The organism is Blautia coccoides, assembly GCF_034355335.1.
Classification (GTDB): Bacteria; Bacillota; Clostridia; order Lachnospirales; family Lachnospiraceae; genus Blautia; species Blautia producta.
Window position 1 is genome coordinate 2,948,321 of record NZ_CP136422.1, and the last position, 16,497, is coordinate 2,964,817.

Annotated in this window: 14 protein-coding genes, 1 tRNA gene and 1 other annotated feature; of the genes, 10 read left to right on the plus strand and 5 right to left on the minus strand. The window is 42.5% G+C overall.

Annotated features, from left to right (window positions below; all coding sequences use genetic code 11):
- Positions 1-167: 167 nt before the first annotated feature.
- The 3 genes from leuC (at position 168) to BLCOC_RS13120 (ending at position 2,482) form a co-directional block, all read left to right on the plus strand.
- Positions 168-1,436: a 3-isopropylmalate dehydratase large subunit gene (gene leuC / locus BLCOC_RS13110; RefSeq protein WP_115622428.1), complete on the plus strand. Its 1,269-nt coding sequence runs from the start codon at positions 168-170 to the stop codon at positions 1,434-1,436.
- A gap of 14 nt (positions 1,437-1,450) precedes the next feature.
- Positions 1,451-1,939 (plus strand): 3-isopropylmalate dehydratase small subunit, encoded by a 489-nt coding sequence (leuD, locus tag BLCOC_RS13115; RefSeq protein WP_018596726.1) that lies wholly within the window; start codon positions 1,451-1,453, stop codon positions 1,937-1,939.
- Between the two features lie 81 nt (positions 1,940-2,020).
- Positions 2,021-2,482: an NUDIX domain-containing protein gene (locus BLCOC_RS13120; protein WP_115622429.1), complete on the plus strand. Its 462-nt coding sequence runs from the start codon at positions 2,021-2,023 to the stop codon at positions 2,480-2,482.
- Here BLCOC_RS13120 and BLCOC_RS13125 read toward each other — a convergent pair.
- From BLCOC_RS13125 to BLCOC_RS13135, 3 genes are all read right to left on the minus strand, one after another.
- Complete coding sequence (locus tag BLCOC_RS13125; protein ID WP_029469239.1) at positions 2,463-3,095, minus strand: DUF3298 and DUF4163 domain-containing protein; 633 nt, start codon at positions 3,093-3,095, stop codon at positions 2,463-2,465. The two genes, BLCOC_RS13120 and BLCOC_RS13125, sit on opposite strands and share 20 nt — an antisense overlap.
- A gap of 14 nt (positions 3,096-3,109) precedes the next feature.
- Positions 3,110-3,577, minus strand: coding sequence for a TspO/MBR family protein (locus tag BLCOC_RS13130; protein ID WP_115622430.1), 468 nt, complete (start codon positions 3,575-3,577; stop codon positions 3,110-3,112).
- Between the two features lie 142 nt (positions 3,578-3,719).
- The gene (locus BLCOC_RS13135) at positions 3,720-5,171 is read right to left on the minus strand and encodes a helix-turn-helix domain-containing protein (protein WP_165907225.1); all 1,452 of its coding nucleotides are present in this window, start codon (positions 5,169-5,171) and stop codon (positions 3,720-3,722) included.
- 156 nt (positions 5,172-5,327) lie between these two features.
- Here BLCOC_RS13135 and BLCOC_RS13140 point away from each other — a divergent pair, with 156 nt between their 5' ends.
- Positions 5,328-6,359: a uroporphyrinogen decarboxylase family protein gene (locus tag BLCOC_RS13140; protein WP_115622432.1), complete on the plus strand. Its 1,032-nt coding sequence runs from the start codon at positions 5,328-5,330 to the stop codon at positions 6,357-6,359.
- 372 nt (positions 6,360-6,731) lie between these two features.
- Positions 6,732-7,613 (plus strand): hypothetical protein, encoded by an 882-nt coding sequence (locus BLCOC_RS13145; protein WP_115622433.1) that lies wholly within the window; start codon positions 6,732-6,734, stop codon positions 7,611-7,613.
- Positions 7,614-7,862: 249 nt separating this feature from the next.
- Here the strand turns inward: BLCOC_RS13145 and BLCOC_RS13150 are convergent.
- Positions 7,863-7,936, minus strand: a tRNA-Pro gene (locus tag BLCOC_RS13150).
- 246 nt (positions 7,937-8,182) lie between these two features.
- The gene (locus tag BLCOC_RS13155; RefSeq protein WP_029469235.1) at positions 8,183-8,575 is read right to left on the minus strand and encodes a pyridoxamine 5'-phosphate oxidase family protein; all 393 of its coding nucleotides are present in this window, start codon (positions 8,573-8,575) and stop codon (positions 8,183-8,185) included.
- Between the two features lie 359 nt (positions 8,576-8,934).
- Positions 8,935-9,198 (plus strand) — a binding site (T-box leader).
- Positions 9,199-9,333: 135 nt separating this feature from the next.
- Here BLCOC_RS13155 and BLCOC_RS13160 point away from each other — a divergent pair.
- The 5 genes from BLCOC_RS13160 (at position 9,334) to BLCOC_RS13180 (ending at position 16,377) form a co-directional block, all read left to right on the plus strand.
- Entirely contained in the window at positions 9,334-10,989 is a 1,656-nt protein-coding gene (locus BLCOC_RS13160) for a 2-isopropylmalate synthase (RefSeq protein WP_029469234.1), read from the plus strand.
- 177 nt (positions 10,990-11,166) lie between these two features.
- The gene (locus BLCOC_RS13165; RefSeq protein WP_115622434.1) at positions 11,167-11,898 is read left to right on the plus strand and encodes a hypothetical protein; all 732 of its coding nucleotides are present in this window, start codon (positions 11,167-11,169) and stop codon (positions 11,896-11,898) included.
- Positions 11,899-12,223: 325 nt separating this feature from the next.
- Positions 12,224-13,054, plus strand: a complete 831-nt coding sequence (locus BLCOC_RS13170) for a cell wall hydrolase (protein WP_018596712.1) — start codon at positions 12,224-12,226, stop codon at positions 13,052-13,054.
- 20 nt (positions 13,055-13,074) lie between these two features.
- Positions 13,075-14,562, plus strand: a complete 1,488-nt coding sequence (gene thrC / locus BLCOC_RS13175) for a threonine synthase (RefSeq protein WP_115622435.1) — start codon at positions 13,075-13,077, stop codon at positions 14,560-14,562.
- A gap of 123 nt (positions 14,563-14,685) precedes the next feature.
- Positions 14,686-16,377, plus strand: coding sequence for a phosphoenolpyruvate carboxykinase (ATP) (locus BLCOC_RS13180; protein ID WP_029469232.1), 1,692 nt, complete (start codon positions 14,686-14,688; stop codon positions 16,375-16,377).
- Positions 16,378-16,497: the final 120 nt, after the last annotated feature.

Here is a 16,497-nt window from a genome sequence, read left to right on the forward strand (position 1 = left end):
GCAGTTTTCTCTGTGATCGGCAACTATATAAATTGGAGTTATGGTAGATATATTTAATATGTATTTCTATTATAACAAAAGATATGCTATGATAGCAATAGATGAAATCAAGGTGGCTGTGAAGAGTTACAAACAGTCACAAATTAAGAAAACAAGGAGGAATACCCATGGGAATGACAATGACACAGAAAATTCTGGCTGCAGCAGCCGGACTTGATAAAGTGGAAGCCGGACAGTTGATCGAGGCTGATCTGGATCTGGTGCTGGGTAATGATATTACATCTCCTGTAGCAATTCACGAGATGGATAAAATGACGGTTAAAAATGTATTTGATAAAGACAAGATCGCGCTGGTTATGGACCACTTTATTCCGAACAAGGATATCAAATCAGCAGAGCACTGCAAATGCGTGCGTGAATTCGCATGTAAGAATGAGATCACCAATTATTTCGATGTGGGTGAGATGGGTATAGAGCACGCGCTGCTTCCGGAGAAAGGCCTGACAGTGGCAGGAGATGTGGTGATCGGAGCGGATTCCCATACATGCACTTACGGAGCGCTGGGCGCTTTTTCCACAGGTGTGGGCAGTACAGATATGGCGGCAGGCATGGCGACAGGAAAAGCATGGTTTAAAGTGCCCTCAGCCATCAAATTCAATATTGTGGGCAAGCCGGCCAAATGGGTCAGTGGAAAAGACGTGATCTTACATATCATCGGCATGATCGGCGTGGACGGTGCTCTTTACAAATCCATGGAGTTTGTGGGAGAGGGCATCAAAAATTTGAGTATGGATGACCGTTTTACCATTGCCAACATGGCTATTGAGGCAGGCGGAAAGAACGGGATCTTCCCGGTTGATGAGCTGGCTGTAGAATACATGAAAGAACATTCCAAACGCCCGTATAAAGTTTACGAGGCAGATGCGGATGCGGTTTATGATGAAGAATATACCATTGATCTGAGCCAGCTTAAACCGACCATCGCATTCCCGCATTTGCCGGAAAATACAAAGACAATGGATGAGATCACAGAGGATGTTGTGATCGACCAGTCTGTGATCGGTTCCTGTACCAACGGCAGGATCGAGGACCTTCGCTGTGCAGCAGAGATCTTAAAGGGCCGCAAAGTGAAAAAAGGTGTGCGCTGTATCATTATACCTGCAACACAAAACATCTATCTTCAGGCAATGGAGGAAGGGCTTCTGAAAATCTTTATCGAAGCAGGCGCTGTTGTCAGCACTCCTACCTGCGGACCATGCCTGGGCGGATATATGGGAATCCTGGCAGAAGGAGAGCGCTGTATCTCCACCACAAACAGAAACTTTGTGGGACGTATGGGACACGTGGACTCTGAAGTATATCTGGCAAGCCCGGCCGTAGCAGCAGCAAGCGCAGTGACCGGCAAAATTTCCGTGCCGGAAGAACTTGGATTATAGGAGGGAAGGAAGACATGAAAGCAAACGGAACAGTTTTTAAATACGGCGACAATGTGGATACGGATGTTATCATTCCGGCAAGATATCTGAATTCTTCTGATCCTGCGGAACTGGCACAGCACTGTATGGAAGACATTGACAAGGAATTTGTGAAAAAGGTTAATAAAGGCGATATTATTGTGGCGAACAAGAACTTTGGCTGCGGCTCCTCCCGTGAGCATGCGCCCATTGCTATCAAGGCGGCAGGGGTGAGCTGTGTCATAGCAGAGACGTTTGCCCGCATTTTTTACCGAAACTCCATCAATATTGGTCTGCCTATCATTGAATGTCCGGAGGCGGCACAGAACATTGAGGCAGGAGATGAGGTGGAAGTGGATTTCGACAGCGGGATCATTACCAACAAGACAAAGGGAACCAGCTTCAAAGGCCAGGCGTTCCCGGAATTCATGCAGAAGATCATCAAGGCTGAAGGTCTAATCAACTATATTAATAGCCAGCAGTAAAAAGCAGGACAAAGAACGGTTCATTTTGCAAAAAAAGAGCAGAATGGGCCGTTTTTCCAGTCCAGCGGGAAGGGGATACGTATGAAAAGACAGACAAAGTTTTACAATTCTCCCAATGCTCCAAAACCCAATCGGCCCATACATATGGGAGCGGTAGGTATTATAAGAAAGAATGAAAAGGTACTTCTGGAACGACGCACAGATTCTGAGAGGTGGGCTTTCATCGGCGGCGGGTTGAAAATGGAAGAGTCATTGGAGGAGTGCGTACAGAGAGAAATCAGAGAAGAGACAGGTCTGGTAGTGGAAGATTTAAAATTATTGGATGTATTTTCCTATCCTTACAGAATTGCCGCGTACCCTGATGGAAACATTGTGCGTATCATCACAGCGGTATATGAGGTTTTCGTAAAGGATTTCAAGGAACTGAAATGCAGTGAAGAATCCATAGAACTGCGTTTTTTGAGTATGAGCGAATTGTCCGGTCTGAATATCGCAGAGACGCATCAGGATATCCTGCGGTTTATTATGGAACATAAAATTTAGGCAATCCCGTAGAATAAGGCGCTATATCATACTGCTGATAATAAATGACCACCCTTCCCGGCTGTATATAAAAACTATTTGCATTGAAGGTGTCTTGCAGAAGCTTTCTGTAATCTTCAAAATAAATACCCGGGTCTGTCTTTAGCCTTTCTGCCGTCTGTTCCGCCATGGAATTTTGAAGCTGATACAAGGAGGCTGGGGTAAAGGGATAGAAGTCTGTGAGGCGCAGTTTTTTTCCTGTGTTAAAGTCCCAGGTGTCAGAGGTGCGCAGCGTTTGGCCGTGAGCGCCGCCCGCATAGGTATAAGTATCTGTGTATAAACTGACGAGGCATCCTGTATTATAAGTGATCTGATAAACGACATCCAGCGTATAAATAGGAAATGGCCGGGGGCTTTTGGGGTATTTAGCATCTGCTGCGGCCTGCGTGTAGAGTTCTTTTCTGCCGTATTCCTCGGTCTTCCGCGCCAGTTGGGCATAATGAGCGTTTATGGATTTACCGGCATTATCACTGCATGTTGTGGTGAAGGAAGGGTAATTGATCTTGTAGGTGAATACGGGTATCTCATTATAGTACATGGTATCACTCAAGGTATTTGTAGTGACTGTCTGCATTTTGGTTCCTCCGTTTATTTATTCATAATATATATCATAAAATTTAGATATGCCGCAAATATGCACCAGACAATATAAGGTATTTGTAAATAGGCAGCAGCAGGGCTGATCTGGTAGAACTGATAAATCATAACGGCAATAAGGATGATTAAGGCCAATAGCCAAAAAAAAGCAAACAGATATTGTGATAAACCAAAGAATATGATGCTCCAGAAGAAATTAAAGAACAGTTGTACTGCATATGTCCTGAGTGCATTGGATTTATCCGGTGACTTTGATTCATAAATGATATAGGAAGAAATACCCATGAAAACATAAAGTATTGTCCATACAACCGGAAAAATAAAAGCCGGAGGACTAAGCGCGGGCTTATTTATTGAAAAATACATAGACCTGTTTTTGCTGATCACTGTGGACAAAGATCCAATGGCAAGTGGAATAAGAATGGAGATCACCAAAGCGCTTCTATTATTTTTATTCATGTCCGTAATATACTCCATACACCGGCAATTATTTAATACTATGCAGTTTTATAACTGCTTATGAGAACAGATTGAAGGCTGGAAGGTGTCTTTAGCTGATTCTTCTTCCGAACAGATGCCGGAGAGGACACGATCTATATAGTTATTTTACGTCTCGTTCTTCAATCAGATAGGAAAGTAACAGATGCAGACGGATTTCTTCATTCTCCAGGTCAATGTCCGTCAGTTCTTCGATTCTTTTCAGTCTGTATAGAAGGGAATTCCTGTGGATATACAGACGGGCTGCGGTCTTTACATAATTTCGTTCACAGTTCAGATATTCTTTCAGGGTTTTTTTGAGTTCTGTATGGTTTTTACGGTCATATCTGCCAAGGACCGATAGTGCTGGATGGGAAATGTTTACATGGGCATGATTCCGTATCAGTTCTATTGTATAAGAGACAGCACAGGACTCAAAGTCATTGATGCAGCCGGGTGTTTTATCACCATATGCAGCAGATATTTCTGCCATTTTAAAATATTCCTGCAGGCTTAAGATATCTGTAAATTCCGGACTTGTGCCGCAGTAAGTCTTTGTCTGGAGCATAAAATCCTTTAGTTTCAGGAGAAAATCCCGGTATAGAACGATCTTTCTATTGACGATCAGTGCCGTTTTATTCTCCCAGCAAATGGTGAAGCACCCGTCAGCAAGGCGTTCCAGTTTGTGATGAAAAAAATCCTGCATATTGGCACCTGTATGGACGCCATTTAAGATGTATATCTGTTTTTCATCTTCAGGATACCAGCCTATAGAACGAAGCCGTGTATCCTGCTGCCTTTTGTCTTTCTCTTCACCCGAGAGGATTTTTTGGAAAATATCAGTATAGGACAAAAGCTGGAGCCTGTCTTCATGCATATCTGACCAGTATTCTATTATGTTTCCAAGTTCATCCAGCAAATGCTTTGTTCCTTCTGTCGCAGGATGTTCTTCCAGGATCACCAGAACCCAGCCGATATGATGGTTTCTGGAAAATAGATTTCGGCAGAAACAAGGAGCGCCTAATTCGCCGTAATCCATGATATAGGAATGGGGATTCTTTTCACGTATCCGTGGATCATTGTTGATTGCCATAATAGTTTTCAGGGGCATGATTCCGGTCTGCTTCATGGCATCTAAATTTTTATTAGGCAGCCCTCCTTCTAGATTTGTATGTGCAATTACCAGATATCCGGGATCCGTGATGATCAGTTTCTGACCAAAAATTTCATAACTGGATCCAAGCAGATCATCCAGGGATGACCCGTTTCGGATCATTTCTCTCAGTCTGTCTGACCAGCCATTGTAGTAGTCAAAAGCGTCCAGGATCTCATTGAAGATCTGATCTGTGTCTTCCGTATCCAGCAGTATCATGTCGTGGCCCTGAACACAGATCACCTGAGCGCTGTTTCCGTCCACAAAATTTTTCATGGCTCCCATATAGACGTCCATGGATTCCATTTTCACATTTTCTGAGAGCAGACGGACATTTCTCAGAGTACGTCTGCCATCTTTGATATTAATCTGAGGATTATATTTCTTCAGCCAGTCGGCCAGTATCCACATAGATAGTTTCATTGCTGCACCTCCGGATTTCTGATTTGTACTTTTCATACAAATCAGAAATGACTTTATCTTCTTCTATTTTAGCACATCATACATAGATTGTATTGCAAAAAATACATATAATGAAGAAGAAAACAGTAAGTGGTTTTGAAATGGGAGGTTTTATTTATGACGAACAGAGAGAACTGCCTTTTGGCATATCAACACAAGACACCTGCTTATATTCCCTGCTTCTTTACAGATATCGCTTTGATACAGGCCTGTCCGCAGATGGAGAGGTATACGGGGCTTTCACGGGGGGAAGATTACTGGGGATGTGAATGGATCTATGAAGACAATATCCATGCCTGTATTACCACACCGGGAAAGTATCTCTTTACAGATATTGCAGACTGGAAAGAAAATATGAAGTTTCCGGATCTGGAAGCCATAGACTGGGAAAAACAGGCGGATATTGATATACATTCAGATTTTTTTGCGTTTGTTATGGGATACGGTCTGCATCCAAGAGCGGATGGAAAGTCCATATATGATGATGACAGAGCGAGAGTGTGTATGGTTTTAAACGGCATGTTCGAGCGTATGCATGCGTGCATGGGATTTGAAAACGCGCTGATGGCACTGATTGAAGACCCTGACTCCTGCAGAGAATATTTTCACGCCATGGCGGACTGGAAGATTGAATATTTTAAGAAAATAGGAAAATATTATGATATGGATATTCTGAATGCCCATGATGATTATGGCAGCAATGACCGTATGTTCATGTCTCCGGATCTGTGGCGAAGTCTGATCAAACCGGAGCTGGCGAGAATGGTAGAGGCCTGTCATGATGCGGGAATGCTTTATCAGCATCACAGCTGTGGCTTTATTGAGCCAATAGTACCTGATTTGGTGGAAATCGGCTGTGACGCCATTGATACCTTTCAGGCATGTAATAAAAATACAGCAGAACTAAAGAAAAAATATGGAGATAAGATTACATTCTGCGGCGGTTTTAACAATATGAATGTTCTGGATGTGCCGGGTGTTTCACCAGAAGCAGTTAAAAAGGAATACCGAAGAGTGATTGATTCCCTGGCGCCGGGAGGAAGCTATGTCATTTACCCTATTGGCGGAACATTTGAGTTTGTGGAACCCTTTTTAGAGGAACACTTTTCCTACGGGATGCAGTTTTACGCGAATCTCCAGAATAGGTAAAATCAGTCTATACACGGATACATATTGTTTAATCTGAATATTTAGAAATGAAAGCTGCCGGTGAATAAATCCGGTGGCTTTTTTGACGGGAGGCTGGTAAAATAAAATGTATAAAGCGGACTGCCGTGGGAATTGTGCTGGGAAAAATGCACCTCCACAGAGAAAGCGTTATTCGATCAAAAATACCAAAGGGTTAATTGGTATTATTGAGAAGAAGGGATTTAGCAATAAATACATCCTGAATGAATAGTAATGAAAAATTTTATTAAATGAGGTACAATATGTTGAGCAATATCCAAAGAGCAATATGCGGCATGGGCGCAAAGCTGATGCTCTAACTGGAAAAGGATAGTATTATGAGGGGGTGATATATTGAAAAGTAAAAAAATGAGGAAAGCTATGGCGGAATCTGTTCTGGTTCTTGCAATGGGCGGCATTTTAGCAGGATGTGCTGTAAATCCGGAATCGTTTGATAAGCAGGTATCTGAAGAGAAAGTTCAGAAAGAAAGTCCGCAAAAGCCGGATGTAGAATTGACTGGTCAACAATTGATATTTAAATCAGACATGGAAGAGCTGACTGAAAAGACTGTTCCGGACTATGCACTGGAGAAAATCTTAAAACATTATGAAGGAAACAAAGAAGTAGGAGGTAGAATTTATACAGAAAGCGAAGGTCTGACCAGTATATCATATGGTGAGATAGGAGACAAAGCTGTCAGTATGAATGAAAACCAGGCTGTTGCAAAGGCGGATGAATGGATCGGTACAGCATTTATAGGGTTTGATATAAGTCTGTTGGATAATATAAAGCCTATAGTGGGGGATATGCGTAAAACACAGTTGGGGGATGAATCTGAGGAATCCGTTATCGGATACAGAATTGAATACCCAAACGAGTATAACGGTGTTAGAATACAATATGAGGGCGTCAGTGTATTGCTTGATGATTCCGGCGTACTGCACGGACGGATAGAATGGAATCAATACAAAAAAATAGATTTGCCGGAAAATACAAAAACTGCTCAAATAGTTGATTTTGAGCAATCAAAAATATTATTGGCAAATGCAATAACCAAGGAAAATAAAGAATTGGGATTAGATGAAAATAGTGAGGAGGCAAGATCCGTCTATAAGATTGAGTTGGTTTTTGCAGATAATGGTGAAGAAGAGTATATACCGGTTTGGTACTATGAAATGGAAGATGGGAGAACCTATTACGTAAATTGTATTGATGGTCTGGTTACCGGATTATGATTTATATATGATCAGAAGAAGGGCTCGTTTGGGGGAAGGTCATCATTTCTTGATTCTTACTTCAAATGAGCATTTATTATGATGGTAAATATTAATTTATTATATTGTAGAGTGTTTTCGTTTCATGGATGGGTTTTAAATCTTACTAAATGATAAAAAGTATCTTTAACTGTCTTTAAGAGAATCAGTTAACAAATACAAAAAATGCCGGAACCTATTCTTCATAAGCTTCCAGCATCTTAATTCTAATCGGGGCAACAGGATTTGAACCTGCGACCTCACGGCCCCCAGCCGTGCGCGCTACCAAGCTACGCCATACCCCGTAACGATTATTAATTATAACAGAATTTTTGGAAAATGCAAGAAAAAATAGAAAAAAAGTTTAATTTTTTTTGTTTAAAATATATTTAGGGGAAAAAACGTACATTTTGCTCTGATATACAGGGGGTAAATGCACCGATATATGGGTAGTATAGGCGGCAAATAGGCAGTTTCCTGTTCGGAGGACTGCAGATTCTCACTTTAACAGTCCTCCAAATTAACGTGAAGTAAAATCATTGAGAATCACTTCAGAAGTGGATCACTCTCGGTTCATCCGTAAAGGACGCAAATGTGGCAGTGGCATTTTTCAGATAGAACACCTGGGTATTTCCGTCACCGGGCTGATACATGGACTGTAAGTTAGGATAGCCGTCCAGCATGTGCTTCTGTGCCTCTATTCTGTCATCCAACACGGCAGTGGCTTCGATCCGCAGCCAATGTCCGCCGTCAAATGCACAGATTTCTATTTGAGGGTTAGCAAGGATCTGCCTGGAAACATTTTTGACCTTTCCTGTCTGGATGTAGAGTTTGTCTTCAAAGATGTCAACAGTTCCAAAAGGACGAACTCTGGGCTGAGTGCCTTCTGTGGTTGCCAGATAATAAGTTCCGCATTTCTTTAGAAAATCATAGATTTCCTGCATAAAACAGACCTCCTTTGTGAGAGTGACATTTTTTACACCTATACCAGTATTATAGCAAATGCTCAGAAAAAAGGAAGTGAACTTGTTAAAGACAGAAGATTTGAACGGCGATTTTAGACGGACACGGTGTCATTGTCAAATGTTTATGCGAAAATATCAGAAAATGCCAGTACCACTACAAATGGATTGAAGTTTAACGGGCACTGTCTGCAGAACTGCTTTTTGCAGGGGTGTGAAACATGGTGTTTTACCTGTCAGTTCAATGAGTTTTTGGAAAATACATACGTTTATCACTTGACATTTTCTGTAAGGAATGGTATCGTAACTTTAACACAACAGTAATTAACTGTTGCAATAGGATAAATGCAAAGATAAGGATTAGTATAGATTCATATCGGATTTCAGAGAGCCGCTGGCTGGTGTGAAGCGGCAGACGCAGAATCTGGAACTGCCCTTGGAGCAGCTGCCCGAACTTTCTTAAGGAAATAGTAGACGCAGACGGAACCCTGCCGTTATCAGAAGGGAAAGATATAAGGTGTACATATCTGTATCTTATTAAGCGTATGAAGTATATTCATAAAGTAGAGTGGTACCGCGCAGGACAGTAGTCTTTCGTCTCTATTACAAGCATATTGTAATAAGGATGGAGGGCTTTTTTTGTACCGTTTGGGAAGCTCCAAAATCCCCGAAGGTCTGTGCAGACTACCTGTTATAAAAGCTTAGATATAGGTATCCAAAAAAGTCAGGAGGAAAAAAGAATGAAAAATTGCAGTAAGTACAAGAGACAGTATTTCATGCCGCCGGTAAAATGCATGAAGTGGGCGGAAAAAGAGTATGTGGATAAAGCTCCCGTTTGGTGCAGCGTTGACCTGCGTGACGGCAACCAGGCACTTGTTATCCCTATGAATCTGGAACAGAAAGTGGAGTTTTTCAAACTTCTGGTGGAAATTGGATTTAAAGAGATAGAAGTGGGATTCCCGGCAGCTTCAGAGACAGAGTATACGTTCCTCAGAAAGCTGATCGAGGAGGATTTGATCCCGGATGATGTGACCATTCAGGTTCTGACTCAGGCCAGAGAACATATTATCAAAAAGACATTTGAAGCAGTAAAAGGGGCTAAGAATGTAATCGTCCATGTATACAATTCCACATCTGTTGCTCAGCGTGAGCAGGTGTTTAAGAAGTCAAGGGAAGAGATTCTGCAGATTGCAGTGGAAGGTGCAAAGCTGTTAAAGCAGCTCACAGAGGAAGCAGGAGAAAATTACAGGTTTGAGTACAGCCCGGAGAGCTTTACAGGAACAGAGCCGGAATATGCACTTGAGGTATGTAATGCAGTGCTTGACATCTGGCAGCCTGAAGCAGACAGAAAGCCGATCATCAACCTTCCTGTAACCGTAGAACATTCCATGCCTCATGTATATGCGAGCCAGGTGGAATATATCTGTGAAAACTTAAAATACAGAGAAAATGTTATCGTATCCCTTCATCCCCATAACGACAGAGGATGTGGTGTTGCAGATTCTGAGATGGGGCTTCTGGCAGGGGCAGACCGTATTGAGGGAACACTTTTTGGAAATGGTGAGAGAACCGGTAATGTAGATATTATCACTTTGGCACTGAACATGTATTCACAGGGTGTTGAGCCGAATCTGGATTTCACTAATATGGGCGCTATCTGTGAGAAATACGAGGAGTTCACCGGCATGAAGATCGGTGAGAGAAGTCCATACTGTGGCGCGCTGGTATTTGCGGCCTTCTCCGGATCCCATCAGGATGCCATCGCAAAAGGCATGCACTGGCTGGATGAAAAGAAACCGGAACACTGGACGGTTCCTTATCTGCCCATTGATCCGAAAGATGTGGGTAGAAATTATGATGCCGATGTTATCCGTATTAACAGCCAGTCAGGAAAAGGCGGTGTCGGATATATTCTGGAAACGAAATATGGTTTAAATCTGCCGGCAAAGATGCGGGAGGCTATGGGATATACAGCAAAAGCTGTCTCAGACCATACACAGAAAGAATTGCTGCCTGAACAGATTTTCGAGCTGTTTAAAAAGACATTTGAGAATGTTACCTCCCCGCTTGTGATCCAAAGTGTTCATTTCCAGCAGAAGGATGGCGGAATCACCACACAGGTGACGTCCAGCTTTAACGGGCGTGAAGTGACGACAGAGGCAGCAGGAAACGGACGTCTTAATGCGGTCAGCAATGCGCTGAAAAAGGAATACGGTTTCCAGTATGACCTGGTGACTTACCAGGAACACGCTTTAGAGCAGAGTTCCAGTTCAAAAGCCATTGCCTATGTGGGAATCCGCAAACCGGATGGCAGCCTGGCTTGGGGAGCAGGCGTTGATTCCGATATCATACGGGCATCCATTGACGCACTGGTGACAGCCATTAATAACAGATAAGATAAAATATAACAATTAAAAAGTAATAATTAAAAAGTAATAATAACTAAAGAGTAATAATAGCTAAAGAGCAATAGGTAGATGAGAAGTAACAGGGCTGAATGAATATCACAGAGTATTCCTTCAGCCCTGTTTGCTTATAAATATACTGAGATACAGCAGATGTTGTAAAAAGGGGTGAGAAAGATAAGAAAATGGATATTCCTACTGATAACTTGTTCCATATGTCTTACAGGCTGCGGCAGCATCAGAAGGGTAAAGATAAATGCAGATGAAATTACGGAAGATACGGTTGTATCCTTTGACAATGAAATGTTCTATGAATATATGTATTCTTATCCTGATATTGGGGCACTGGCCGGCGACAGCGAAGAGATTATTTATGGTGAAACAACAAAGCTGCGCTATTATATCGACTGGTTTGGCATGTGCCATACAAAAGCGGATATTAAAGTCCTGCGCTCCTTCAAAGGGGATCTTAAAGAAGGGAAAATAATGAAATTAGTAAAAGACCAGGGATATGTATCGGTAAAGGATTATATAGATTCTCTGTATTTCAGGGAGGAAAAGAAAGATTGGCGCCAGAAATATAAACAGTACAGCGCTGAAGAGCAAAAGCATATTTACATACAGCAAAAAGAGAAAAATGATATCATGCTGGAAATCGGCCAGAAAAGTATCTATTTTCTACAGAAGTCTAACTATTACAATACAGATGGTACATATGCAAGACTGAATGGACCTGAGGGGGAGTATGTAGAGATTGAAGGTGATCATTTTATGCAGGCGGCAGCATTTACTGATTACTGGAATAATACTGAAATACAGGAAAATGCCCATTTACCGGGTGCAGAAGATGAATGCTTTACTTTAGATGAAATAGCGTCTCAGATATATATGACAGAATAAGAAGACTTGCTGTACTTCATGGTCCAAAGCTGTCCAATGGTTCCGATCGTATGGTCCATGTCCGGGTGTCATGAGCAGATAGAATAAAAGTGAGAGCCGATAATTATTGATTTTAGTGAAATAGAGGAAAAAAGCACAAAAAATTAGATAAAATATCTTTCTTTAAACAAGATAATATTGTGAAGATTAGCTAAAAGAGGCCCCGGCTTATTGACTTCCATTGCCCAAATATTTTATAATCCATATAATTCATGACATCAGAAATTGAACTATGTGTTATAACTGATGTCTATTCGATTTAAGAAAACAGGCAAAGGAAAAAGGTATGGACATTATTCGTACGATTGCGGCCGGATTTTTATTCTTGATCCGGAAGATATCTAAAAAGAGCCGGAGGACCTGTGCGTTGGTTGTGACAGGGGCAGTGGTGATCGCTGCCGTGGCATTTACCTTTCACGGGCTTCATGCTGGCGGAAAAAATAATGTATATGCATCTGTGAGTGACGACAAAGATCCGCCGAAAGAGAAAGATGAGCCGGAGGAGGAACAACTGTACGGCTTGGACGCAATTATTTCAGGCGTACTGATAAGTCAGGATACCCAGAGCGAAGTACATCGGCTTGGCACCTCCTGTGAGGCAGTGCTGGTAGGACAGAGAACAGGAAAAAAGGTGCAGGAATCACGTTTCGATTTTAGCGAGGAGACAGCCAGCAGTGTGGCTGAACTGGAGAATCACTCCATCGGCGCTTCTGAGAGTCTTCTAAGGATGACGGATCAGGATTATGAGACGCTTCTGAAAATTGTGGAGGCGGAGGCCGGAGGTGAAGATATCAAGGGCCGCATTTTGGTGGCTAACGTGATCTTCAACCGGGTGAAAAGCCCTGATTTCCCCAACAGCATTCACGATGTAGTGTGGGAGAATTCGGACGGAAGTCCCCAGTTTTCACCTACCGTTGACGGCAGAATCGATACGGTTACCGTTTCAGAGGGGACCAGAGAGGCAGTCAACCGGGCCATTGACGGGGAGGATTACTCCCAGGGCGCGCTGTTCTTCATGGAAGAGGCTTATGCTGAACAGCATAATATTAAATGGTTTAAAGAGGATTTAAAATTTTTATTCCAATATGGGGTACATGACTTTTTCACGTATCCGTAAAGAAGAAAGGACATAGAAAGATGGAGATTTTGTACAAAAGCACAAGAGGAACAGGGGAATGCGTAAAGGCATCTGAAGCAATTTTAAAAGGGCTTTCAAAAGACGGAGGATTGTTTGTGCCCACAGCGATTCCCAAACTGGACATTTCCATGGACAGACTGGCAGAGATGTCTTATCAGGAAATCGCGTATGAGGTCATGAGCCGTTTTCTGACAGATTTTACAGAGGAAGAGTTAAAGGCATGTATCGCCAAAGCTTATGATTCAAAATTTGATACCCAGGAGATCGCACCTTTGGTAAAAGCAGGAGGCGCGTATTATCTGGAGCTGTTCCACGGAGCAACCATTGCGTTTAAAGATATGGCGCTTTCTATTCTGCCTCATCTTCTGACCACCTCCGCAAAGAAAAACCATGTGAAAAATGAAATCGTCATCCTCACCGCCACATCAGGCGATACAGGAAAAGCAGCCATGGCCGGTTTTGCAGACGTGCCGGGTACAAGGATCATTGTCTTTTATCCCAAGAACGGTGTCAGCCCCATCCAGGAAAAACAGATGGTGACACAGAAGGGAAATAATACATATGTAGTGGGTATCACGGGCAATTTTGATGATGCCCAGACCGCAGTGAAAAAAATGTTCAATGACAAGGCAATGGAGGAGGAGCTTGACAAGGCAGGCTTCCAGTTCTCCTCTGCCAACTCCATCAATATCGGCCGTCTGGTGCCTCAGATAGTGTACTATGTTTACGCCTATGTGAATCTTTTCAAGAATGGTGAGATAAAAGATGGTGAAAAAATTAACGTAACTGTGCCCACCGGCAACTTCGGAAACATCCTGGCAGCCTATTATGCAAAAAATATGGGTCTGCCCATTGATAAACTGATCTGCGCCTCCAATGAGAACAAAGTTCTCTTTGACTTTTTCTCCACGGGAAGCTATGACAGGAACCGTGATTTCATCCTGACCTCTTCCCCATCTATGGATATCCTTATATCCAGCAACCTGGAAAGGCTTATTTACCGCATTGTAGGGGAAAATGCAGACAAAAACCGTGAGATGATGGAGCAGCTTTCCAAGGGTGGAATCTATCAGATAACAGAGGAAATGCGCAGCCAGCTCGCAGATTTCTACGGCAATTTTGCCACAGAGAAGGAGACTGCCGATGCTATAAAAGCTCTTTATCAGAATACCGGCTATGTCATTGATACCCACACAGCCGTAGCGGCTTGTGTCTATGAAAAATACGTGAAAGACACAAAAGACAGTACCAAAACAGTTATTGCATCTACAGCCAGCCCCTTTAAATTCACAAGAAGTGTTATGGATGCCATTGACAGCAAATACGATTCCATGGGTGATTTCGAGCTGGTGGATGAATTGTCCAAAATTGCAAATGTGAAGGTGCCCAATGCCATCGAGGAAATCCGTACAGCACCTGTTCTGCACGATACAGTTGTGGATGTTCCGGATATGCCGGCAGCGGTAAAAAATGTTCTTGGAATTTGAAAATATAAAAATTCTATTAAATGTAAAAAAAACGTCAAGAAAATACATTGTTAAAGTATTGACTTTTAAAAACTAACATGAGATAATGAATTGACTTTGAGATAAGATTAAGGAGGAAACCATATGTCAACAAAAGCATATTACCCAATCAACGAGATTGGAGCAGGCAAAACTGGCTTCAGCAAAACTCGTTCCATTATTGAAGCAGCGTTCTATGGCAACAATGTTGTTAAGGTTAACACATTAAAAGAGGCATATGAATTAGCGAAAAACTCACCTGGAACAGTCGTTACAGATATGCCTGTTTATAGAGGCGAAGAGTTTGGTCTTGAGAGAGATGCTAAAGTTTTATTATTTAACGATGGTGCTATCACAGGACGTTACGCAGCTGCACGCCGCATTGCCGGAGAACCAGGTGTTGACTGCGCAGCTCTTGACAAAGTGGCTATGGATGCTATTTATGAAGCTCGCTGGAAAACCATGTACCACGCAGAGGTATATGTAGGACTGGATCCTGAATTCATGGTAAAAGCTCACCTGCTGATTCCGGAAGGTGAAGAGAACATCATGTACTCCTGGATGCTGAACTTCCAGTATATGTCTGATGACTATGTTAAAATGTATAAAAATTCTCAGCCTGTAGGCGAAGGAAAAGAGGCAGATGTTTACATCTTCTCAGATCCTCAGTGGTCACCGGCAAGCACTCCGGGTGTTGACTACAGCTGCTTAAGCGATCCGCAGACTCTGTGCTACTTCAACACAGACCAGAACTGTGCTTGTATCCTTGGTATGAGATACTTCGGTGAGCACAAAAAAGGTACTCTGACTATGGCTTGGGCAATTGCCAACAGAAACGGCTATGCAGCATGCCACGGCGGACAGAAAGAATACACACTGGCTGATGGTTCCAAATACGTTGCATCTGTATACGGTCTGTCAGGATCAGGTAAATCCACCATCACACACGCAAAACACAATGGCAAATACGAAATCAAAGTTCTGCATGATGACGCTTTCATCATCAACACAGATACTTGTGCTTCCGTAGCATTAGAGCCTACATACTTCGATAAAACACAGGATTATCCGGCAGGATGTGATGACAACAAATTCCTCCTGACATCCATGAATAACTCTGCTACATTAGATGAGGATGGAAACATCCAGCTTGTAACAGAAGATATCAGAAATGGTAACGGACGTGCAATCAAATCCAAACTGTGGGCACCGAACCGTGTTGATAAGATCGACGAGCCGGTTAACGCTATCTTCTGGATCATGAAAGACCCGACCATTCCGCCAGTAGTTAAATTAAAAGGTGCTTCCTTAGCATCCGTAATGGGCGCTACTCTGGCTACAAAACGTTCTACAGCAGAGCGTCTGGCACCAGGTGTTGACCCGAATAAGCTGGTTGTTGTTCCTTACGCTAACCCGTTCAGAACATATCCGTTAGCTGATGACTACGAGAAATTCAAAAAACTGGTTGAAGAGAAAAATGTAGACTGCTACATCATCAACACAGGCGATTTCATGGGCAAGAAAGTTCAGCCGAAAGATACTTTAGGTATCCTGGAAGCAATCGTAGAGAAAAAAGCAGAGTTCAAACCTTGGGGACCGTTCTCCGATATCGAAATCTTCGATTGGGAAGGATTCGTTCCGGATATGAATGATGCTGACTACGTTGATCAGCTCAAAGCTCGTATGAATGACCGCGTAAATGAGATCAAAGCATTCGAGACCAAGAAAGATGGATATGACAAACTTCCTGCTGATGCTTTAGAGGCAATCCAGAAAGTTGTTGATGAGCTGAAATAATTCAGACATTTTATAGAAATCTTGCGGACCGTCAGTATAGACGGTCCGTTTTCTTTACTTGGAGAGCATTTGAATTGTTTTCGGCAAGCTATGTGTTACATTTTGCCGGAATGGGTTTTC

Excerpts from the sequence above, each read along its gene's own strand:
- leuC (WP_115622428.1), top strand. The coding sequence starts at position 168 with ATGGGAATGACAATGACACAGAAAATTCTGGCTGCAGCAGCCGGACTT.
- leuD (WP_018596726.1), top strand. The coding sequence starts at position 1,451 with ATGAAAGCAAACGGAACAGTTTTTAAATACGGCGACAATGTGGATACG.
- BLCOC_RS13120 (WP_115622429.1), top strand. The coding sequence starts at position 2,021 with ATGAAAAGACAGACAAAGTTTTACAATTCTCCCAATGCTCCAAAACCC.
- BLCOC_RS13125 (WP_029469239.1), bottom strand. The coding sequence starts at position 3,095 with ATGCAGACAGTCACTACAAATACCTTGAGTGATACCATGTACTATAAT.
- BLCOC_RS13130 (WP_115622430.1), bottom strand. The coding sequence starts at position 3,577 with ATGAATAAAAATAATAGAAGCGCTTTGGTGATCTCCATTCTTATTCCA.
- BLCOC_RS13135 (WP_165907225.1), bottom strand. The coding sequence starts at position 5,171 with ATGAAACTATCTATGTGGATACTGGCCGACTGGCTGAAGAAATATAAT.
- BLCOC_RS13140 (WP_115622432.1), top strand. The coding sequence starts at position 5,328 with ATGACGAACAGAGAGAACTGCCTTTTGGCATATCAACACAAGACACCT.
- BLCOC_RS13155 (WP_029469235.1), bottom strand. The coding sequence starts at position 8,575 with ATGCAGGAAATCTATGATTTTCTAAAGAAATGCGGAACTTATTATCTG.
- BLCOC_RS13160 (WP_029469234.1), top strand. The coding sequence starts at position 9,334 with ATGAAAAATTGCAGTAAGTACAAGAGACAGTATTTCATGCCGCCGGTA.
- BLCOC_RS13170 (WP_018596712.1), top strand. The coding sequence starts at position 12,224 with ATGGACATTATTCGTACGATTGCGGCCGGATTTTTATTCTTGATCCGG.
- thrC (WP_115622435.1), top strand. The coding sequence starts at position 13,075 with ATGGAGATTTTGTACAAAAGCACAAGAGGAACAGGGGAATGCGTAAAG.
- BLCOC_RS13180 (WP_029469232.1), top strand. The coding sequence starts at position 14,686 with ATGTCAACAAAAGCATATTACCCAATCAACGAGATTGGAGCAGGCAAA.